This window comes from Alteromonas sp. ABE4_545, assembly GCF_056161325.1.
The window spans coordinates 19,136-40,474 of record NZ_JBSWYY010000010.1 but is presented as its reverse complement, the minus strand read 5'-3'; the positions used below and the strand labels follow the sequence as shown (position 1 = coordinate 40,474).

Genomic DNA, 21,339 nt, shown 5'->3' with positions numbered 1-21,339 from the left:
GGCATAATGGCTAATTTTTTGCCCTTGTATCACAAACACCAATTGCACAATCGTTGACCTCGACTACGCTTATCATATCGATTGAAATTTGTGCATTAAATTCAACGATTCTCACTGGCGAGTTTACTTTAGGGCGTATATTTCTATTCCTATGACGTGTTCTTTCTCATCGACTCGGGCATTGTTATTTCTTTGCTTTTTAATGACGGCAGGGTCGGCATGTGCCTTCGCTGAACCCATTGCGGTTGTGGTGTCGAAGCAAAGTAAAATAGACACGTTATCGCGCAAAGATGTGATTGATATCTTTATGGGGCGTTTCGACATACTCGACTCTGGTGTAAAGGTGAAAGCGTTGGATTACCCCAACGGTTATTTTATGCGTGAAGACTTCTACCAAGCGTTGGTGAACAAATCGGAACGACAAATCTCAGCGTATTGGTCGCGGCTGCTTTTTTCAGGTCGAGCTAAACCTCCTGAACAAGTCAATGACATTGCTCAAAGTATCGCGTCTATCGAAACCAACACCAGTTTGATCAGTTATGTGCCGGCAGATCAGGTTTCAGAGGAGGTGAAAGTTGTCTTACTCTTGGAATAAATCTGTTCGCAGTGCAGGGGTATGCGTTGCCTTATGGGTCGTATTTTTTGTGCCTTCTGCTTTTGCAACCGTCGATGTCAGTGGGTTTTTAACGCTGGGAGCAACAACCAGCAACAGTGATGATTTGGTGTTTCGTACTTCTATCGATCGGTGGCCGGAAAAAGGCACGAATTTGAAAACTGAGTCGCTACTTGGTCTACAGGTGAATTACCAAGCGAGCGACAAAGTAGACATGGTACTCCAAGGCGTATTTGATCACAGTGAGCACGATAGTATTGGCGATTACATAGAATTGGCATTTCTGCGTTATCAGCTCGCGAGAAATTGGTCGATACGTGTCGGGCGCATGAACCACAACGCGTATATTTTGTCGGAATATTTGGAGGTGGGGTACAGTTATTTGTGGGCCACACCGCCAACCGAATTTTACACTACATCGTCGTATTTATCCTATGTGGACGGCGCTGAACTACAGTACCGACAATCTTTAGACAGTGGGGTTGTGCAAGCCACTTTGGCAGTGGGAACAAGCGAAGCGGATATCCTCAATTTAGACTTCCATTCTATGCTGACGTTCAAGTCTGTGGCGACAGCGTCTTTAACTTACGAAGCTGATACTTGGATGGTAAAAGGTACATTCAGTGCGTTTGAAGGGCAGCGCGCCAGTTTCCCCGGTTTCCGCGATTTGCGAAATGCTCTCGGTGATATACCCGCGCCGTTATGGCCAGAAGCGGAGGGTATTTACCAATCTCTCGACTTCAAAGACGAAATCGTTAAGTACTCTGCCTTGGGCTACAGCTATAACGATGGCCAATTTATTGTGATGACGGAATTGGCGCATTTAGACATTGATTGGGGTTTTTCTGGCGATGTGGTGTACGGTTATGGCAGTTTGGGTTTTATCGTTGGGAATTTTACCCCTTATCTAACGTACTCTGAAATTAAAACCACCGAAAACCAGATTACCGTGCCACCACCTCGGTATGACCAAATTCCTGATCAGCCTACAGCAGAAACGTTGGGCTTGCTACAAGGTACATTTCAACACATTTACGACACGTCTCGGCTAGACCAAACATCGATTGCACTGGGTGTTCGATGGGATATAGCACCTCAATGGGCGGTGAAAGGGCAATTCACCCGTTATCAACTCACAGGTACAGGTTATGGCTTATGGGGGAGCGATTTCAGCGTAGTCAACGACCAAAAACGTAATATTAACGTGCTAAGCATTAATGTTAGCACTGTCTTTCGGTAGTTTATTTAATGCAGAATCGTTTGTTCAAAGAACAACTCCATGTGCGGTTAGCTGTAGTGATTGCCGTAGTTGGCGCTGTTGTTTCTTTAATTGGCAGCTACATAGTATTTGAGCTATCTCATACTCAACAACAAAGATTTAGTCATCACTTTCTCAATCAAATCGCTGAGAGCACTGCAAAAACGGCATCGGTGGCTGTTTATGTGAATGATGAAGAACTCGCTAACGAAATTACGAATAGTTTGTTGCATAACGATATGGTGATAGCCGCCCGCATTACTAGTGAAAATCGCGTTGTGGCCCAGAGTAATCTATTGCCGCGCATTCAGCCAATATCCGTAGCCTTGCGTCACCCCTTCATCGATACCGAAATAACGGGGAAATTAGACGTTTACCCCGATGAAGAGTTTATCCAAAAGATGGCGTTTAATGACGCCCGACACAGCGCGTTAGAGATGCTGATGGTCTCGTTGTGTTTAACGATGACCATGTATTTTGTTGTGTATCAGTTTTTATCTCGCCCTTTAGTTAAGTTATTCCACGCATTCGAAGAAGTCGACCTTACACACCCTGAGCAATTAAAAGAGATAGATATTCACTACAACAAGCGAGATGAAATTGGCTTTTTAGTGAAAGGCACCAATGCGTTGATCAGCGCCGTAAAAGTGAACTTCACAGCCGAGCGTACTTTGCGCTTGCGTACCGAAGAATTAGAACGGCGTTTCCGTCTTTTGTTTGATAAAGCGTCGATAGGGATTGGGCTAGTCTCGCTGTCTAACGGCGTATTGTTAATGAACCCTGTATTTGAGCAGATCGTGGGCGGTAGGAAGAGCATGGACGAACTCGTTAAAATGTTCGAAGAACCGCATAAGGTTTATCGAATCATCAGTGATTTAGCGTCGTATTCAGTTGTATCGCCTATCACCGTAGACTTATCTGTGCGTTTGAACGGCAAAAAGCATTGGTTAAACTGTTTGTTTGCCTCGATCAATGATGATCGTGCAAGCCCGCGAGGGGCTGATTTGTTATTTGAAGTGATCCTCAACGACGTGACAGAGAGAAAAGAGCGAGAGACCAAAGCCAAATATCTGGCAAATCACGATGCGTTAACGGGGTTGCTGAACCGACATGGCGGTGAGACTAAGTTGCGAGGGCTTGTTGCGTCGAGTGATCACGCTGAACTCACCGCGATCATGCTGATCGACCTAGATAAATTTAAGCCGGTAAATGACACCTTTGGGCATGAAGCCGGAGATGTGGTTTTGTTAGAGAGTGCAAATCGGCTAAAGGTAGTTTTTGATCAACCTTCTGATGTGTGGGTCAGGTGGGGAGGAGATGAATTTGTTGTAGGGTTTAGCCGGTTTGATGCGAAAGATGTACATCTTGCAAAGCTGTGCCGTCAATTACTCGATTTGATTGAGCAGCCAATTCAAATAGCGGAAGGGCAAGAATGTCAGATATCAGCAAGTATCGGTACTGTGATCGTGAAATCATCCACCCAAACTCTTGAAGACGTATTGAGTAAAGCAGACGAATTAATGTATGACGTAAAACGTCAAGGCCGTGCGAGTTATTTGATTACCGAGTGAACGCAATTTAACTAAAAATCGAGCTTGATGCTCAGATATAAGCGCAATGGGGTGTTAATGCGATTATTAAGCGTTACAGAATGCTGAATTTAGTCTTAAGTATATGAAGTTCGGTTATTAATACTGGATTTTTCAATGGTGTTATTTTGTACACCACTACTGTTTTTTATGTTTTTCGTCGCTTTTATTCGAACGATTAACTTATCAATACATAATGTTGAGGTAATAAACGCCCTCTAGTTTGCATTAGTTATATTAATAAAAGCTAATTTTTTAAAAATTATAATATTTTCAATATACTTGGTGAAAAATTCCTGAGTAATACGAAAACACTAGTATTGCGCAGTTACATGATCTCAAAAGCGCGGATCACGCGTTTTACTCCGTTAATATTCCGCGCCACGTCTACCGCTTTTGTTGCTTCTTGATTTGTGACTCTTCCCATTAGGAATACTTCTTTATTTTCAACGATCACATTGATTTGCATGGCGGGTATTGCTTCATTCGCAATAAAACGTGTTTGTATTTTCGAGGCGATCCACAAGTCACTTGCTCCAGAACTTACTGGTGAGCCTAGGCGTATTTGATTGTGAACTTTGGTGATGTATTCAACCGAGCGTACAACGGTTTCGGCTTGCTCGATTAAGGCCTGCGTTGGTGCTTGCCCAGTGAGTAATGCAACGCCGTTGTATACTTCAACATTAATGCTCGCTTCGTCTTTTAATTGAGCTTGTTTGCCTAAGCGAAAACTCACCGTGTTTTCGGCGTTTTCATCGTCAATTTGGGTGCCTACTGTTCTACGGTCATTGGCAACCGACGCCGCTGTAGCGCCAACGGCGCCTACAGCGAGTACAGTACATCCCTGTAATTGTGTTAAGCCCACGAGGGCGATAGCACAACCAAAATAAGCCTTGATGGATTTCACGTTATTCCTCATCGCCTTCGTGTGCAGGGAATAAGCTATCGTCAATACTTTCACATAGATTGTGGATGACGAGCAGGTGAACTTCTTGAATTCTAGCCGTACGGTTCGACGGTACGCGAATTTCTACATCGTGCTCACTGAGTAACCCCGCCATTTCACCGCCGTCTTTACCGGTTAAAGCCACAATGGTCATGTCGCGAGACAGTGCTGCTTCCATGGCGTTGATCACATTGCGAGAGTTACCGCTGGTTGAAATAGCCAGAAGAATGTCACCCGGTTGTCCTAGTGCTCTGACTTGCTTAGAGAACACTTCGTCGTAGCTGTAGTCATTGGCAATAGACGTGAGGGTTGATGTATCTGTTGAAAGGGCAATTGCTGGCAAGCTTGGACGATCGCGTTCATAGCGGTTCAACATTTCTGACGAGAAATGCTGGGCATCACCGGCAGAACCACCATTACCACAGCTTAGAATTTTATTGCCACGAATGAGGGCTTCAACCATCATCATGGCCGCTTTTTCAATGGCGGGAGGCAATACCTCGGCCGCAGCGATTTTGGTTTGAATGCTTTCGGTGAAGTTTTCTTTAATTTTTTCAATCATAACAGCGATGTCTTATTGTTAGAGGCTAAGCAGTAACATTCTGCAGCCACTCCAGGTTGTTGCCATCAATCGCGACGATATCGACTCGTTGTGGCGTCATTGCAGGGTTTAGACCATTATCTAATAAAAATTGTTCAAACGCAGCTTTGATCCGCTGAAGTTTTCGCGGTGTGACCATTTCTACAGCATAACCAAAATCGGCTTGTTCTCTATATTTTACTTCAATACACACCCAATAGTCGCCATCTCTCATGACTAAATCGAGTTCACCGCGTTTTGTGCGGAAGTTTTGTGCAATAGCGATAAGACCTTGCGACACCAGAAATCGTTCAGCACGGCGTTCGGCAGCGTCGCCTATCAGCTGCCGTAACCCCATTATTCGCTCGCTTGTTTGACGGTTTCGTTGTCGATAATGGCACGAGGTAAGGTGCGAATAATTTCACCGTTCTCGTTAATGGATAGCTTGCCAGTTAAGCCACTAATTTTAAGTTGTGGCAGTGTGCTGAGGTTAGCTACATGGGGAAGCAGGTTGTAAGCATCAACACCAAACGCAAAAAATCGCTGCATTTGTGTGGAGCGGTTTGGCCATAAGGTACGACTTTCTGATGCAAGGTTTTGCCATTCGGTATTTGGTGCTGTCGAATCGGTATAAGCACTCACTAACCAAGGAATGTCAATAAAACGGAGGTTTTGTAGATCTCGCCATTGGTTACGAGAACTGTTGTACTCGACAGAACGCGAAGTGGCATAAACAGGGGTTGGCTCACGGCCAACCGGGCTTAAACTGGCTTCAATCATTGGGTTGAGCAATTCGGTTTGCTCTGGATTAGCAAATACCACAATGGCATCAATATCGCGGCGGTTTCTTGGTTGTTCATACACTCGTTCGTTAGACAGAGACTCTATTTCGTCTATTCGGTCGTTGCTTTGGGCAACGTCAAGTGCAGCGGTTATGCCATCTTTTAACGACTTAGTGTCGCTAAAATCTACATGAGTTAATTTAAGCGAAACCCCATTATTGCTGTATTGAGTGAGTATGTGCCATTCGGCATCAAAGGCCTCTTTCATACGTTGGGTAACGCTGCTTTGCGCAGAAACAATAACAGGAGCGCGATAACCTTGGCGATAAATGTGCTCAGCCAATTGAACTGCTTCATCTTCTGGAGCCAATGCGAAAAAAGCCTCTCGCGTTTGCGACGCGGGTAATGTGTCGTTTAATGGAGCAATTGGCGACTCGTCTAGTCGATTCAACGCGAGCAGTTTGGTTGTAACTGGCAATTTACCCGAAATAGCTTGTACGGTTTCTTTCAATAGTGGTCCAATTACCCAGTCGGCGTTTTCTGCCGCCTGAAGTAACACCTCTACGGGTTGGTCTACCGTATCAACAAATGAAATGGTGGGCGCTGACGCACTACCTTGTTCGGCAATACTGCGATAATAGGCTGACAAAATGCCGTCTTTTACTACCATACCTGTTGCGCCCAAGCGGCCACTCAGTGGCAACATAACCACTAAGTTGTCTGCGTTATTAACCGGTAGCTGAAGGGCGTTAGTGACAGAAGTTGGCCAATAATTAGTGAGCGGATGCCCGCGATAAACCGCACGGTACTGTGTAATGGCTTGAGCCAACTGTTGGCTGTTTAAGCCGTTTTCTTTAATTAGGTCGTTTAGCACCAAATAGGCTTGTAGCTTGGTAAACTTACGCCCTTGAGTGGCACTGAGTTGCTCATTTTCTAGATAGGCGCGTGTAATCCACTGCCACGCTTGGGTAACGGTTTCTTCACTATCTTCATTATAGGTGAGTAGTGCATTAGCTGCAGCCAGCCATTGACCGAGTTTGGCGTATTGTTTCGCTGCAATCAGAGCTTGCTCGCGAGTGATGCTTTCGTCACTTGATGGCATTGTTACCAGCGACAATAGCTTTTCTGGCGATGCAGAATCTTGGTAAACCTGAGCTTGTAGCAACTGGTACCAAGCCAAATTATTTTGCGAAATTGAATCTTTTAGCGACAGTAGAATTTGTTGCGCTTTCAGTGGTGCTTGCTGCGTAATGTACATGTGGGCAGCTTGTAACAATAAGGTGTTGCGCTGCTGTAGGTCTTGGTTTTTAGCCCAGTGTTGTTGCGCCCGAGTAAGTAGTATTTCGGGGGTAAGGTCTGGTTCATCACTTTTTACCGGTTGCACCGGATTCGATTTGACTGGCGCAGTGGTCGTTGTTTTTGGGGTTGATCCACAACCAGATAAAACCAGCGGTAGGGCAAAGCCCGACGCCACTAACAATTTGCGCATATTCAATCTCATAAGCCGTATCGGTCCTTTTATTACCACACCAGTGTATCGAAACTGCATTGAAAATCTATGTTTAGTGAAAAATTCTGACCTTTAGCATGGTATCATTATCGCATTCAAATTGATGAGCTTTTGTAAATGTCTGACACGGCCACGCTGTTTATTGTTCCCACGCCAATTGGCAATTTAGACGACATGTCACCACGTGCGATTAAAACGCTGCAATCGGTTGATTGGATCGCGGCTGAAGATACCCGCCACAGTCAAAAGTTATTGAATCATTTTTCTATTCAAGCCAAGACATTGTCGCTGCATGATCACAATGAAGACAAACGCACAGCCATGCTATGCGCTCGTTTAACCGGTGGCGAGTCAGTGGCGTTGATTAGCGATGCGGGCACGCCTTTGATCAGTGACCCAGGGTTTGTATTGGTTCGCGCGTGTCGTGAAGCCAATATTCCTGTTGTGGCTTTACCCGGCCCGTGCGCGGCTATTACTGCGCTAAGTGCGTCGGGGTTACCTACCGACAGGTTCATCTTTGAGGGCTTTTTGCCCGCTAAGCATACCGCACGACAAACGGCACTCGCTGTGTTACTCGATCGCACGTGTACCAGTGTGTTTTACGAAGCACCGCGCCGTATTCACGATACCATTACCGATATTCAAACGGTACTTGGCGAAACGCGTCAGTTGGTGATTGCCAAAGAGTTATCAAAAACCTTTGAAACCTACGTGCATGGCACAACACAAGACGTGCTTGCGTACCTCGATGCTGATCTTGCTCACCAGAAAGGTGAGTTTGTAGTGATGGTAGCGGGGATCACGCCAGCGGCTGATGATTTGCCAGCAGATGCGATGGGGCTACTAAAAACACTGATGGATGTATTGCCGCTTAAAAAAGCAGCTGCTATCGTGGCAGAGCATTATGCCTTGAAGAAGAACGCCTTGTATCAAGCGGGACTTTCCATTCAAAAGTAGTGTGCAGTCACGACTCGGTGGCTGTGCGGGTTTAATTACCCGTTGTGTTGTGTTCATGCAGGCAAGGAGAGATCATGAGTACCACTTTTCACACGTTATCAATCAATATTGCTCACGGTAGCTGGTCAGTTGATATCATAGACGAACATCTCGATGATGGCGTTTATGAACTCGTTGCGCCAGTGAGAACGGTTGAAGTGTCGTTAGATTTGAAATCGCGAATTTATGGTTTTAGCTACAGTGTAGTGGCGAAACCGGAAACAGAGTTTGTGATTACGCTTGATGACACTGAATTGGTTTGCAGCAAAGTCGACCACAGCGGCTATTGCCGTGGTCGAGGGATTGTGTAATCAGCGGTAGAAAATTAAAGGGCGGCTTAAGACAGTCGCCCTTTAAAATCTTCGTAGCTGAATTGACGCACTAAATCGAAGTCGCCATTCGCACGTAAAATACCGATTCCCGGATGTTCTACGCCATTGAAGAAGGTGGTTTTTACCATGGTGTAATGGATCATATCTTCAAATTGAACGCGATCGCCAATAGCAAGTGGCTTGTCAAAGCTGTAGGTATCAATCACATCACCGGCTAAGCAAGAGTTACCGCCTAAACGATAATCGTAGGCTTTTTCTCCCGGCATAGCTGCATCTCGAATAGCCGGGCGATAGGGCATTTCCAATACATCGGGCATGTGTGCAGTGGCAGAAATATCTAAAATAGCGATTTTGCCTTCGTTTTCTACAATATCTACCACTTCGGCGATCAATGGGCCAGTTTGCCACGCCACAGCCGAACCCGGCTCCATGATCACATCTAAATGTGGGTACTTGGCTTTAAAGGTTGTCAGAGTGTTGATGAGATGCTCAACATCGTATCCTTCGCGAGTCATCAAATGCCCACCACCTAGGTTCAACCATTTCAGCTGAGGTAACCACTTGGCAAATCTTGCTTCAATCGCGTTCAACGTGCGCTCGGTGGCAAAAGAATCACATTCGCACAGGTTGTGGCAATGAAAGCCTTCAATACCCGACAGGTCCACGCCTTCTAATTCACTGGCACGAATGCCTAAGCGAGACCCTGGCGCTGCAGGGTCGTACAGTGGCGTGTCAGCTTCTTGGTGTTCAGGATTAATACGCAAGCCCTGAGAAATACCAGCAAGTGCGTCTTGATAGCGTTGCCATTGACCTAAACTGTTAAACGAGATGTGATTGACCAAGTTTTTCAACTCATCAATATCTGCCGGCTTGTAAGCGGGTGAATAAGCATGCACTTCTTTACCCATTTCGCTGGCGAGCTTTGCTTCCCATACCGAACTCGCCGTTGCACCGTGCAGGTACTGCTTAACGATATCGAAACTCGACCACATCGAAAACCCTTTCAGCGCTAAAATGATGCGCACGCCAGATGCGTCTTGCACGCGCTTCATTAGCTCAAGGTTTTTAATCAGTTTACTTTCTTCCAGCACGTAACAAGGCGATGGAATATCTTGTCTCTGAGTGAGATCTGACAACGCTATATCTCCGATTTTAGCTGATCGTTACTGTCTTATTTTGCGAAAGGACTTTCGTCACATTCGATCACATGCCAAGGCAGGCCGTGCTCGTTCAACAATGCCATGAATGGGTCTGGATCGAATTGTTCCATATTCCATACACCTGGTTGCTTCCATGTGCCGTCTAGCATCAACTTGGCACCGATCATCGCAGGTACACCTGTTGTGTAAGATACCGCTTGCGCGCCAACTTCTTCGTTACATACCGCGTGGTCACAGTTGTTGTAGATAAAGATGGTTTTTTCTTTGCCATCTTTCATACCTGTGATGTACGTGCCGATGCACGTTTGGCCAGTGTAACCTTCTGCTAATGAACCTGGGTTTGGCAATACCGCTTTCAGGAACTCAAGAGGCACAATTTTCTGACCTTGGAATTCAACAGGGTCGATACTGGTCATACCGATACCTTCTAACACGCGAAGGTGAGTGAGGTAGGCATCACCAAAGGTCATCCAGAAACGCGCACGCTTCAATGTTGGGAAGTGCTTAACCAGTGATTCCAACTCTTCGTGGAACATCAAGTAAGAAGCTCGCACACCAATGTTTTGGTAGTCTAAATCTTCGCGAACGCTCAGTGGATCGGTTTCTTTCCACTCACCGTTTTCCCAGAAACGACCGCGTTGAGTAATTTCGCGAATGTTGATCTCTGGGTTGAAGTTTGTTGCGAATGCTTGACCGTGGTCACCACCGTTACAGTCAACAATATCCAAATAGTGGATTTCGTCGAAGTAGTGTTTAGCTGCATAAGCTGTGTAAACGTTGGTTACACCTGGATCGAAGCCAGAACCAAGCAAAGCCATGATGCCAGCTTGCTTGAATTTATCTTGGTAAGCCCACTGCCACGAGTACTCGAATTTCGCTTCGTCTTTTGGCTCGTAGTTAGCGGTATCAAGGTAATCTGTACCTGTGGCTAAACACGCATCCATAATCGGTAAGTCTTGATATGGCAACGCTAGGTTAACCAATAGATCAGGCTTCACTTCGTTGATCAAAGCTTCAACTTCTTTTGCATTATCAGCGTCAACGGCAAATACGCCTTTTACGCGGTCTGCGCCGACTTCTTTTTGTAGTGCTTCACATTTAGAAACCGTGCGGCTTGCCAAGTAAATCTCGTCGAAAAACTCAGGCAAACGTGCGCATTTTTTTACTGTTACAGACGCGACACCGCCGGCGCCAATAATAAGAACTCGAGACATAATAAATGATCCCTAATAGCGTTAGAATTTTGCGCTGCATGCTAACAGAGAAATGCAAATAGGCAAGCACTGTCAGCGCGAATTATTGCAATAATGATAGACGATTATGACAGCTTTACTGCTCAGTGATAGGTGGCGATAACACCACTTGTCCATCGAGGCGATAATAGGGGTAGACCAACATCTCTTCTTTTCGTTCAGGCCCCGTAATTGTCACGGCGATGGCATCCACTTTTTTACCACTCGATACCTCTACTTCGGCATGGTAGGCAAGCAAGCTGTATGCATATGAATCGGCTGTGTTATCGATGATACGCCATTGCAGGTGTTCTATCATCTGTTGATTGTTGTGGCTGTGTTGATGGGTTTCATCAGTAAATAAGCACCCAATTTGACCCGCTTCGAAAATAGCGGCGAAAGGGTATAGCCGATCACTGAATTTCAGTGAGATCTGGGCTAGAGCCAGTGCACGCTGAATCAAAGATTGGATAGGTTTAGGGTAGGTAAATGTTCGGTGTGGCACTTTTCCTCCTTTGTTGCTGTTTCAACGCGATTCACTTCGGCTTGGATCAATTTACTAGCAAAGGAGTAGGCGAAGGGAGATCCCCTTCGCCTAAAGACAATGTAGGAGCATTATTTAGATAAGTGATTGGCAAATTGTCCTACTGCATCGACAACTTCTCGTGCACCTTTTTGAATTTCTGTAATGACGTCGCCTGCTTCCCTTGCGAATGACAACCCGGTTTGAGCTTTTTCATCACCTTTGTTAACAAGGTCTACCGCATCTGCGGCTAATGTTTGGTTGTGTTTTACAACGTTTACAATTTCTTCTGTTGCTTCTGATGTGCGTGACGCTAACTGACGAACTTCATCGGCAACCACAGCAAAACCACGCCCTTGGTCACCCGCACGAGCCGCTTCTATGGCTGCATTCAGCGCCAGCAAGTTAGTTTGGTCTGCAATAGCGCTAATGCTGCTAATGATGGTCGCAATTTGTTGAGATTGTGAATCGAGTGCGTGGATACCTTCTTTAGCTTTGTCCATCTGTTCTGACAGAGAAGACATCTCTTCAAGAACCTTGTCAATGACCGCACTGCCTTTTCTGGCCACACCGTCTGTTTGGTTAGAAGTGTGATAAGCAATATCTGCGGCTTTAGCAACGGCTTGCTCACGTTCTACTTGCTCTGTGATCTCGGTGGCAAATTTAACCACCTTGTAAAGCCTGCCATGAGAATCGTGAATAGGGTTGTAGGTGGCTTCTAACCATAGCGTATTACCATACGCATCAAGCCGGTGGAAACGTCCAGCAACGAATTCCCCGCTAGCTAATTTTGCCCAAAACTGTTGATATTCATCTGAGTTTGCTTCGGCTTCGGTACAAAATATTCTGTGGTGCTTGCCTTGTATGTCTTTCAGGCCGTACTTCACAGCCCCTAAAAAGGCTTGGTTAGCAACAAGGATATGCCCTGTTAAGTCAAACTCAATGACTGCGGTTGACTTGTGTAACGCTTCAACCAAGTCTTCATGCTCTTTAGACAGCGCGATGGTGCGCGTGAGGTCGTTCAAGTTAACTGAAAAGTGATGTAGGTTGCCCTTCGCATCAATAATGGGCTGGAGAACACCTCGCAACCAAGCTTCTTCACCGTTTTTACGTGTAAACTCAATGGCGCCACTGTAGTGCTGTTTCGACTTTATCGCGTTCTCCAACTTTCTAAAGTAGTCGGTGTTTCTTGCGATCTCAGGAACGAAGTCTGTGAACAATCTGCCCGTGAGTTCAGCATCTCGGTAGCCGAGCTCTTCGGCGAACATTGCATTAGCTTTTTCGATGCGGCCTTCATGGTCAAGCTTAACAAATAACATCTCGTCTCTCAGGCTCTCTCGAACCTGTTTTAACATACTTAGCTCTTCTCGCAGCGCTTCATTTTCTTTAATTAAGTGGCGATTAAACATACAAAATTCCAGTCGTAGGTATTGTTAATGTCGCAATAAAAGGCGATGAGTTTGTAACATTGTTGTCTGAATACAAGTGTAGTTAATATGTAGGCAGACACTAACTCTTTGATAAAAAATATTAAGTTTATCGTTTAAGCTTAAAGCACCATCGAGTTGTTCACCATTAATAATTAGGCTATAGATGGTTAAAAATCAAACGAAATGGCCTGTGTGTGATTTTACTGTCTTGCACTTTGTAGTCCCCCGGTATGAATCGCGGTGACCTTGGCTCCTTGGTGGAAGTAGCGCTGGGATATGAGATCTTGTAGCGCGAAGAATAGCTTGCCCGAGTACACGGGTTCTACAGCAATATTCGTCTCTTCGATGAAACTGTGACAAAAATCGATAAGTGGCGGTGACGATTTGGCGTAACCGCCGTGGTGATAGTCGTGCAATATGCACCATTTGGGGTGATTGGAACCTCGATTGGGCAGCAAGTTTTCAACCAGTTCTTCGAGGTATCCTTGGCCTTTCAATACCGCGATGCCAATAATTGTTTGGTGAGGTTTTGCCGCTGCAATAATACCCGCTAAGGTACCACCTGAGGCAACAGGAGCAACAATATAGTCGCACGCCGACTTGAGCTCAGTCATCATCGCGGCCATGCCATATAATGCTTGTTCTTGGCTACCACCTTCGGGAATAACCACATAATGAGGATATTGCTTTCGTAAACCATCGAGAAAGTGTTGATCATGTCGCTTTTGATAATCGATTTTTGTGACATAAAGCGGATTGATATTCCATTCTAGTAGGTCTTTTAGCATAGGTGTTTCACGTTGGGTGTAGTTACCCCTGACAATGGGAATAAAAGGCACCTGAAGCTGATGACAGCAGTAACCGAGTGCGTGTAAATGGTTACTGTACCCACCACCAAAGCTAATAATTCCTCTCATTGGAGAGTGTTCATGTGTCAGTTGTTGCATTGGCAATGCGAGCTTTCGCCATTTATTACCACTGATAATTGGGTGAATAGCGTCATCTCTTTTTATCTTCAGCTGGATCTGCTCTATGCCTTGCCAACGAGGTGACAGGGCAATGTGTGGAGAGGGGAGCGCGAGCGACAGTACTTTTTCGAGAGCGGGAGAGACAAGCAAAGAGAAAACCTAGTACCAAATCAAATCTACCGCAACGCTAGCACATGAGAATCAGGGACTAAAGTGATCACCTTTAAATATTCGCGTGTATATAGATTAAATTGATCTCATCGACATTGTAATGAAAAAGCTAATAGTGATTGCCTTGCTTTCTTGGAGCCAATGGTGTCTGGCAAATATTCCAACTCAGGTTATCGAACAATATGTACCTAACGCCAAAATAGTAGGGAGTGGGCGCTTCTCTGTTTTATTTTGGGATATCTACGATGCGGCGCTTTATGCACAAGATGGTACATGGCAGGAAAACAAGCCTTATGCCCTCGCGCTTACCTATTTACGCGAATTCGATGCACAGGCCATTGCCGAGCGCTCTATTGAAGAAATGCGCAAACAAGGTATGAACGACGACGAGAAGCTGGCGCAGTGGCTGCAAAAAATGTCTGAGCTTTTTCCCGATGTAGAAGAGAACACGGTACTCACTGGGATCGCCGACGACAATGGCCATACTCAATTTTATCAAGGTGAGCAATTTCTCGGCTCGGTTGAGGACTCTGATTTTACCCGTTGTTTCTTTGGCATCTGGTTGAGTGAAAATACCTCAGAGCCCAAGTTCAGAAAGCAGCTTTTAAAAGGAGACGCATAATATGCGAGTGGTATTGGTAATAGTGGGCGTATTGATGCTCAGTGCTTGTTCTGTATCTATTGATGGCGAGGATTATCAGCAGACAACCCCTGTGTTTAATATTGAGCGCTTCTTCGACGGCAACGTAAAAGCATGGGGCATAGTTCAAAATCGCTCAGGTCAAGTTGTACAACGGTTTGTGGTGGATATTGAAGGTAACGTAAACGAGGGTGTGATCACGCTTGACGAAGCGTTTACCTATGGCGTAGGCGAAGGGCCTGCGACCCGCCAGTGGACGATTACTAAAAATGCCGACGGCACTTACACTGGGCAAGCAAATGATATTGCCACGCCGGCTACGGGTGTCAGTTATGACAATGCCTTTCACTTTCACTATGAGATGGATTTACCTATAGATGATACCGAGTATCGCGTGGGGTTTGACGATTGGTTTTGGGCTTTTGACACAAATACAATGATGAACCGCTCTTACATTCGAAAATTTGGGATCGTGATGGCCGAGGTGACAATTTTTATGCAAAAGCAATCTTAAAATTTTCCTAAGATTCAAAGTGTTTATCGTGAAGATAAAATTATTGTTCGTTATATAGACTGGAATTTCAGCTTAGTAAGTGCTAACCTAAATTTGTGCTTAATAAGAAAGTGGAGGAAATAGCATGTTAGAAGCATTCTCTAAATTCTTCGAGCGGAAGCATCCCTATAGCGTATGTTATTACGTAGGGCGAAAAAATACTCAACGTATTTTAGATTGTAAGATCAAAAAGAAATCTAAACTGGTTTCTCCCGATTCTCATTGATTTCGCTTGAAGTCTCAATGAATGAACGAGCAGCAAATACTGCTCGAACGTCTGGTTACTTACCTAGCTAATTTGAATCAGCTGCGCTTTCGCGCACGTTCTTAAATCGTTTAGCCGGATTATACGGCGTAAAGTGCCAGGCCTTACCCTCAGCGATGTGTTTTTGAACACCGCGCCAATATTCGGGTGTCATTAAGTCACCATGAAGGGCCTTGAGTTGTTCTTTGAATACCTTTTTGCCGACAATAAAGTGTTCAAATTGCTGTGGAAACACATCGTTAGGGGCAACCGACAAAGTATCTAGCGCATAAGGGTCGTCCGATTGCGGTAGTGCTCTAAAGTTGCGCTCGTGCATCAAACATATCTCGTCATAGTCGTAGAAAATCACACGGCCGTGGCGGGTTATGCCAAAATTCTTGTGCAACATATCGCCCGGGAAAATATTCGCCATTGCAATCTGCTTAATGCAGAGACCGAGTTCATCTATTGCGTTGCGAATTTTTTCTGGGTCGGTTTCCTGCTGTAAAAACAAATTCAGCGGCGTCATCTTGCGCTCGATGTACAGGTGCTTGATGATCAGCTCGTCTTCGGTAAACTCTAAGCTCGACGCGCAGGTCTCTTTGAGTTCCTCTATTAATTCCTCCGACATTCTGTTTAGAGGAAATCGATAATTCACGTATTCATGAGTGTCAGCCATGCGGCCGACGCGGTCAGACATTTTGACGAGTTTATAGCAGTCTTTTACGTGCTGACGGGTAATCTTTTTACTTTCTGCAAATTCGTCTTTAATGATTTTAAACACCACACCGTATGAGGGTAGGTGAAATACCATCATCACTAAGCCGCGAATCCCTGGTGCCGCCTCGAACTTATCTTCGCTGTTTTCTAAATGCTCAACGTAGTTGCGATAGAACACAGTTTTACCGTGTTTGTAAAAACCTAACGCCATATAAAGTTCGAAGTGCTTTTTATTGGGGAGCAATTCTTGAAGGAACGCCACCACTTCAGCCGGGTACAATGTGTCGGCCATAAAATAGGAGCGAGCGAAACCGAATACCACGCTCAAGTCTTCCCGTTCTGTGAGTAGGGTGTCGACGTATAACTCGCGTTTTTCTGTCGTTCTCAATGCCATAACGAACGGCAAGGTGTCGTCGGGCATACAAATGCGCCCAATCAGATAGGCTGCCTTCCCGCGATAGAAAATAGGTTTGAGTAATTCTACCGCCGTTACACTGAACAGTTGGGCGCGATTAAGCCGTTTACGCAAGGTATCGTCGAGTTGTTGCATGTCTCGCTCGCGATCTTCAAACGGTATGTTGAAGCGGTAATTGGCGAATATCGACTCGTACATTTCACGCACCGTACTGGTGGTGTCATAGCTATTGATGACTTTTGCTCGGTCTTGTCCAGGTAAAAAACAACGACTCGGCAATATAAACATAATGCTATTGTCGATTTTGTTGTGGCGGAAAATCCGCCCAATCACCGAGTTGTAAAAAGTTTCTGCAAGCTCAAATTGGGGGTGTCCAGAGAGCTGCAAAGTAAATGCGGTTTTTAAGCCCTGCCAAAACGCGATGTCTTTTTGGTGCACTTCAATTTGATGGTAAATATCGGCGACGACTTCATTTAAGCTTTGCTCATAGGTGGCTATGCGGTCTTTGGTTGCTTGTTGTGTAGCGGGCCATTGGCCTTTTTCAAATCGTTCCTGAGCACCGCGAGTAATACGGCTGTACCATCTAAAGTTTTTGTCAAAGCCTTGAAGTATTTGATAGGCGACTTTACGAGTGAGTTGCTGGTCAGTCATCTTAGTGATATTCAAGTAGGGATAGATTGAACATATCACAGAAGCCAAGAATAGATAGTGCTTGATAATAATAGTGATGGTTTCTGTGATTTATATCAGTTTTTTGCTCTGAGCTTCTTTTGTCCTCCCACGCTTTTGACGTTTTTTCTCTTTGCGCCGCTTTTCCGCTTTCTTCACATGCTTACTTATCCAGTTTGTCATTTTGTACATGAGTGCGGGAGGGAAGTCATGGCCCATACCGTCTACCACCTTGAGTTTTGAACGCTTTATTGCGCGAGCGGTTTCTTTGCCACCTGATACGGGGATCACGGGGTCATCATTACCATGAATCACTAATGTGGGGGCTTTTATTTTCTTCATCATATGGCGGCGGTCGCCACTGGCAGTGATCGCCACTAATTGGCGTTTAAACCCTGCGGGGTTGTAGGCTCTGTCGATAGAACGTGTGGCTTGTTCGTGCAAGGTGCGTTCATCAGAGGGGTAGGCTGGGCTGCCAATTAAACGGTTTAGCTTGATGTGATAGCGGATTGCCGCCTCCCGATTACTGGGCTTAGGGCGTTTAGCAAGCTGTAATAACAACTTAAAGTTGGGTTTGCGTTCGGTAACGCTAGAAACGTTGGACATAATTGAGGTAAGACTCACCACCTTCTTTTTATATTTAGCAGCGAGAATCTGGCCAATCATGCCTCCCATAGACGCCCCCACGATGTGCACCTTTTTTAGTGCGAGGGAGTCTATTAGTGCCATTACATCTTCAGCCATATCTTCAAGTTTATAGGGGACCGAGTGGGTAATAGGCAAACGACGACTTAACCAGGTTTTCAGTAAACTTGGGTTGCCCAATTCATCGAGTTGGGTCGACAGGCCGGTATCGCGATTGTCAAACCGAATAACGCGATAGCCTTTGCTCACCAAGCCCTGATAAAGCTCATCGGGCCAAATAGTCATTTGTGCACCCAGTCCCATAATGAGGACAATGGCGGGCGCCGACTTTTTCCCTTCGTCTTGGTAATGCAGAGTAATGCCATCAGGCGTTGTAATTGTGTTGGAATAGACCGCCAAAGTAGAACCGAAAATCTCATGTGTTGAATTAACTATTAATGCAAAGGAATGAAAACGTGATGAAGTTTTGATGACGCTTTTGTTGCATGGGTAAGAAATACGAAGGAATGGGGTCAGTAAACTGCAAATGCTTTTGATTAATGGGTCAAAAACCGTTATCTTTGCCAGTCTTCGCGGTGTATCAAACGACAATAATAAGACTGCGAAACCTAACAATAATAAAAATGTAATCAAAATTTCGCCAATTCTGTATTGACATATAGACGTCTATACGGCAAATTGGACGACATGAATATGATTATTGGCACCACCGGCATGATTATTACCACCTCGTTGAGGGCGGTCGCTGGCTAGTGCGCGTAAGCAAACAAATACCAGAAACCCGCCCTGAAAAGAGCGGGTTTTTTTTTGCATAGTTTTTAGCCTCTGTTTTTTCGATAGCGAGGCCTATCAACAAGAAGTGAAGCGAAGGAGCATTCCATGAAAGTCTTAAAGTTTGGTGGTTCATCTCTGGCCGATGCAACACGTTACTTGCGTGTGACCGAGATTAGTTTGACGACCCACCAAACCGGCGGTGCGGCTGTTGTGTTATCTGCTCCCAAAGGCGTGACTAACGCGCTTTCATCATTGTGTGAGCAAGCTGCTGCTGGTGAAGACTACGAGCCGTTACTAAACAAGCTCGACACCTTATTACGCGGTATTGCCGCTGAATTAACAGATAACCTAGAAGGTTTTGACGCTAGCGCGGTGAATGACTTTATCGAAACCCATTTGGCGGGTTTGGATAAGCAATTAAAAGGGATTAAATTGCTAGGCGTGTCGCCAGACCCTGTGACCGCAGCCATTATGAGCCTAGGTGAATACGTGAGTGTGACCCTATTCAGCGCTATCTTGTCCTCTAAAGGCGTGGCTAACCGCATTATCGACCCAGTTGATTATATTCTCGCTGAGGGTGAATACCTCGATAGCATCGCGGACGTTGGCTTGAGCAAAGCGCGTTTTGACGATGTGGTCACTGACGGTAGCCAACTACTCATTATGCCTGGGTTTGTAGCAGCAAATGAAAAAGGCGAAAAAGTCACGTTGGGCCGTAATGGTTCAGATTATTCCGCCGCTATCCTTGCCGCGTGTATCGATGCCGATTGTTGTGAGATTTGGACCGACGTAGACGGTGTATATAACGCCGACCCAAATCAGGTTGAAGGCGCAGTATTATTAGACAAACTCACTTATCAAGAAGCCATGGAGTTGTCTTATTTTGGTGCTAAGGTGCTACACCCGAAAACCATTGGTCCTATCGCCCAGCATCACATTCCTTGTTTGATCCGCAACACACTGAACCCTGCTGCGCCGGGTACGCTTATCAGTAATGAAGCGAGTGAAGTTTGGACCAATGTGAAAGGCATTTCACAGCTCGACGACGTGGTGATGTTTAACGTTGCCGGCCCTGGTATGAAGGGCATGGTGGGCATGGCCAGTCGCGTATTTGAAGTCATGTCTAACGCGAGCATTTCAATCAGCTTGATCACGCAATCAAGCTCTGAGTACAGCATTAGCTTTTGCATTCACAGCAAAGACGCTTCCCGTGCGCAAACATTATTAGAAGACGCATTCGCACTAGAGCTTCAAAACCAATTGCTCGATCCGATAGAAGTACGCACAGACCTAGCCATTGTAACCTTGGTAGGTGATGGTATGCGCCACACCAAAGGGTTGGCTGCGCGTTTCTTTAACGCGTTGGCGCAGGCTCGTGTGAATAATGTGGCGATTGCTCAGGGCTCTTCAGAGCGTTCTATTTCGACCGTTATCGAAAGCAAGCGTGCCAAGAAAGCGGTAAAAGTGATTCACCAGAACTTCTTTTCTGACCGTCATACCATCGACGTATTTTTGATTGGTTGTGGTGTGGTAGGCGCTGAGTTACTGAGCCAGATTGCTAAGCAGCAACCCACATTGCTTGCTCGCAACGTTCAACTTCGTGTTTATGGTATTGCCAATAGCCGCAAGCTTTTGCTCGACAGTGCAGGTATTAATGTTGAAGTAGAAAGCGACTGGAAAGCGAAATTAAACGAAGCCGGTGAAGCGTTTTCTATCGAGCGTGTGCATGCCTTTGTGAATGACAATGCGTTGGTTAATCCGGTGATCGTGGATTGTACCAGTAACGCAGCCATTGCTAGCCAATACGTCGATATGATGGAGCAGGGCTTCCACGTGGTAACGCCAAATAAAAAGGCGAATACCGATTCGATGAAGTACTACAAAAAGCTGCGCAATACAGCATTGCAGACCAATCGCCAGTATTTGTACGAAACCACAGTAGGCGCAGGTTTGCCGGTTATTGATAACCTGCAAAAGCTGTTTATCGCCGGTGACGTACTGCATCGTTTCGAGGGTATTTTGTCAGGCAGTTTATCTTATGTGTTCGGCAAATTAGATGAAGGCATGACGCTCTCTGAAGCTACATCAGTAGCTAAATCGAATGGCTTTACAGAACCTGACCCTCGCGATGATTTAAGCGGTATGGACGTGGCACGTAAGCTTCTTATCATGGCCCGCGAAGCCGACTTAAACCTTGAGCTGTCAGATATCGAAATTGAATCGGTATTGCCAACAGGCTTTGCAGAAGATTGTGATGTAGACACCTTTATGCAGCAACTTCCAGAGCTGGATGCTGCTGTAGCTGAGCGTGTAGAAACAGCAAAATCAGAAGGTAAAGTACTGCGCTATATCGGCTCGATTGAAGGTGATAAGTGTAAAGTTACGATTAAAGCTGTGCCCTTGTCTCACCCGTTAGCGGCGGTGAAAGACGGTGAAAATGCGCTCGCGATCCACAGTGATTACTACAACCCGATCCCGTATGTTATTCGTGGTTATGGTGCTGGAGCTACCGTGACTGCTGCGGGCGTATTTGCCGATATTTTACGTACCATGCCGTGGAAGCAAACCGCGCTTTAAGTTGTAAGGAAT

General features: G+C 45.6%; 19 protein-coding genes and 1 pseudogene. 8 read left to right on the top strand and 12 right to left on the bottom strand.

Going from position 1 to position 21,339, the window contains the following annotated elements:
- Positions 1-202 precede the first annotated feature (202 nt).
- From ACXAH6_RS11175 to ACXAH6_RS11165, 3 genes are read left to right on the top strand one after another with little or no spacing between them, the layout of a single operon-like run.
- Positions 203-595, top strand: a complete 393-nt coding sequence (locus tag ACXAH6_RS11175; protein WP_474876844.1) for a hypothetical protein — start codon at positions 203-205, stop codon at positions 593-595.
- The gene (locus ACXAH6_RS11170) at positions 576-1,853 is read left to right on the top strand and encodes a hypothetical protein (RefSeq protein WP_474876843.1); all 1,278 of its coding nucleotides are present in this window, start codon (positions 576-578) and stop codon (positions 1,851-1,853) included. Before ACXAH6_RS11175 ends, ACXAH6_RS11170 begins: the two co-directional genes overlap by 20 nt.
- Before the next feature lie 8 nt (positions 1,854-1,861).
- Positions 1,862-3,442 (top strand): diguanylate cyclase domain-containing protein, encoded by a 1,581-nt coding sequence (locus ACXAH6_RS11165; RefSeq protein WP_474876842.1) that lies wholly within the window; start codon positions 1,862-1,864, stop codon positions 3,440-3,442.
- A 346-nt stretch (positions 3,443-3,788) separates the two neighbouring features.
- Here the strand turns inward: ACXAH6_RS11165 and ACXAH6_RS11160 are convergent, their stop codons facing one another.
- Genes ACXAH6_RS11160 through ACXAH6_RS11145 form a run of 4 tightly spaced genes read right to left on the bottom strand, consistent with a single transcriptional unit; the run spans position 3,789 to position 7,257 of the window.
- Positions 3,789-4,379, bottom strand: coding sequence for a BON domain-containing protein (locus ACXAH6_RS11160; protein ID WP_474876840.1), 591 nt, complete (start codon positions 4,377-4,379; stop codon positions 3,789-3,791).
- Complete coding sequence (locus ACXAH6_RS11155; protein WP_474876839.1) at positions 4,369-4,968, bottom strand: phosphoheptose isomerase; 600 nt, start codon at positions 4,966-4,968, stop codon at positions 4,369-4,371. The genes ACXAH6_RS11160 and ACXAH6_RS11155 overlap by 11 nt, the downstream gene beginning before the upstream one ends.
- Positions 4,969-4,993: 25 nt before the next feature.
- Entirely contained in the window at positions 4,994-5,344 is a 351-nt protein-coding gene (locus ACXAH6_RS11150) for a YraN family protein (RefSeq protein ID WP_474876837.1), read from the bottom strand.
- Positions 5,344-7,257: a penicillin-binding protein activator gene (locus ACXAH6_RS11145; RefSeq protein WP_474876835.1), complete on the bottom strand. Its 1,914-nt coding sequence runs from the start codon at positions 7,255-7,257 to the stop codon at positions 5,344-5,346. Before ACXAH6_RS11145 ends, ACXAH6_RS11150 begins: the two co-directional genes overlap by 1 nt.
- 138 nt (positions 7,258-7,395) lie before the next feature.
- Between ACXAH6_RS11145 and rsmI the strand changes: the two genes are divergently transcribed.
- Positions 7,396-8,235 (top strand): 16S rRNA (cytidine(1402)-2'-O)-methyltransferase, encoded by an 840-nt coding sequence (gene rsmI / locus ACXAH6_RS11140; protein WP_474876834.1) that lies wholly within the window; start codon positions 7,396-7,398, stop codon positions 8,233-8,235.
- A 74-nt stretch (positions 8,236-8,309) separates the two neighbouring features.
- On the top strand, positions 8,310-8,585 hold the full coding sequence (locus ACXAH6_RS11135) for a hypothetical protein (protein ID WP_474876833.1): 276 nt from the start codon (positions 8,310-8,312) through the stop codon (positions 8,583-8,585).
- Positions 8,586-8,611: 26 nt separating this feature from the next.
- Here the strand turns inward: ACXAH6_RS11135 and nspC are convergent, their stop codons facing one another.
- The 5 genes from nspC to ACXAH6_RS11110 form a co-directional block, all read right to left on the bottom strand.
- Positions 8,612-9,742, bottom strand: a complete 1,131-nt coding sequence (gene nspC, locus ACXAH6_RS11130) for a carboxynorspermidine decarboxylase (RefSeq protein ID WP_474876831.1) — start codon at positions 9,740-9,742, stop codon at positions 8,612-8,614.
- Between the two features lie 35 nt (positions 9,743-9,777).
- Positions 9,778-10,980, bottom strand: a complete 1,203-nt coding sequence (locus tag ACXAH6_RS11125) for a saccharopine dehydrogenase family protein (RefSeq protein WP_474876830.1) — start codon at positions 10,978-10,980, stop codon at positions 9,778-9,780.
- 115 nt (positions 10,981-11,095) lie between these two features.
- The gene (locus ACXAH6_RS11120) at positions 11,096-11,503 is read right to left on the bottom strand and encodes a hypothetical protein (protein WP_474876828.1); all 408 of its coding nucleotides are present in this window, start codon (positions 11,501-11,503) and stop codon (positions 11,096-11,098) included.
- A 110-nt stretch (positions 11,504-11,613) separates the two neighbouring features.
- Complete coding sequence (locus tag ACXAH6_RS11115; RefSeq protein WP_474876826.1) at positions 11,614-12,930, bottom strand: methyl-accepting chemotaxis protein; 1,317 nt, start codon at positions 12,928-12,930, stop codon at positions 11,614-11,616.
- A gap of 221 nt (positions 12,931-13,151) precedes the next feature.
- Positions 13,152-14,069 carry a 1-aminocyclopropane-1-carboxylate deaminase/D-cysteine desulfhydrase gene (locus tag ACXAH6_RS11110; RefSeq protein WP_474876824.1) on the bottom strand — a complete coding sequence of 306 codons (918 nt, stop codon included), beginning with the start codon at positions 14,067-14,069 and terminating at the stop codon, positions 13,152-13,154.
- Positions 14,070-14,190: 121 nt separating this feature from the next.
- Here ACXAH6_RS11110 and ACXAH6_RS11105 point away from each other — a divergent pair, with 121 nt between their 5' ends.
- Entirely contained in the window at positions 14,191-14,712 is a 522-nt protein-coding gene (locus ACXAH6_RS11105; RefSeq protein ID WP_474876823.1) for a chalcone isomerase family protein, read from the top strand.
- A gap of 1 nt (position 14,713) precedes the next feature.
- Entirely contained in the window at positions 14,714-15,244 is a 531-nt protein-coding gene (locus ACXAH6_RS11100; RefSeq protein ID WP_474876821.1) for a DUF3833 domain-containing protein, read from the top strand.
- Between the two features lie 332 nt (positions 15,245-15,576).
- On the opposite strand, the gene aceK is transcribed toward ACXAH6_RS11100, so the two are convergent.
- The 3 genes from aceK to ACXAH6_RS11085 all read right to left on the bottom strand — a co-directional run bounded on the left by aceK (position 15,577) and on the right by ACXAH6_RS11085 (position 18,789).
- Positions 15,577-17,313, bottom strand: a complete 1,737-nt coding sequence (gene aceK, locus ACXAH6_RS11095) for a bifunctional isocitrate dehydrogenase kinase/phosphatase (protein ID WP_474876820.1) — start codon at positions 17,311-17,313, stop codon at positions 15,577-15,579.
- A gap of 90 nt (positions 17,314-17,403) precedes the next feature.
- Complete coding sequence (locus tag ACXAH6_RS11090) at positions 17,404-18,375, bottom strand: alpha/beta fold hydrolase (protein ID WP_474876818.1); 972 nt, start codon at positions 18,373-18,375, stop codon at positions 17,404-17,406.
- A gap of 267 nt (positions 18,376-18,642) precedes the next feature.
- Complete coding sequence (locus ACXAH6_RS11085) at positions 18,643-18,789, bottom strand: hypothetical protein (protein WP_474876816.1); 147 nt, start codon at positions 18,787-18,789, stop codon at positions 18,643-18,645.
- A 57-nt stretch (positions 18,790-18,846) separates the two neighbouring features.
- On the opposite strand from ACXAH6_RS11085, the pseudogene thrA reads away from it, so the two are divergent.
- Positions 18,847-21,327 (top strand): annotated as a pseudogene (gene thrA / locus ACXAH6_RS11080) (bifunctional aspartate kinase/homoserine dehydrogenase I); the annotation flags it as partial.
- Positions 21,328-21,339 lie beyond the last annotated feature (12 nt).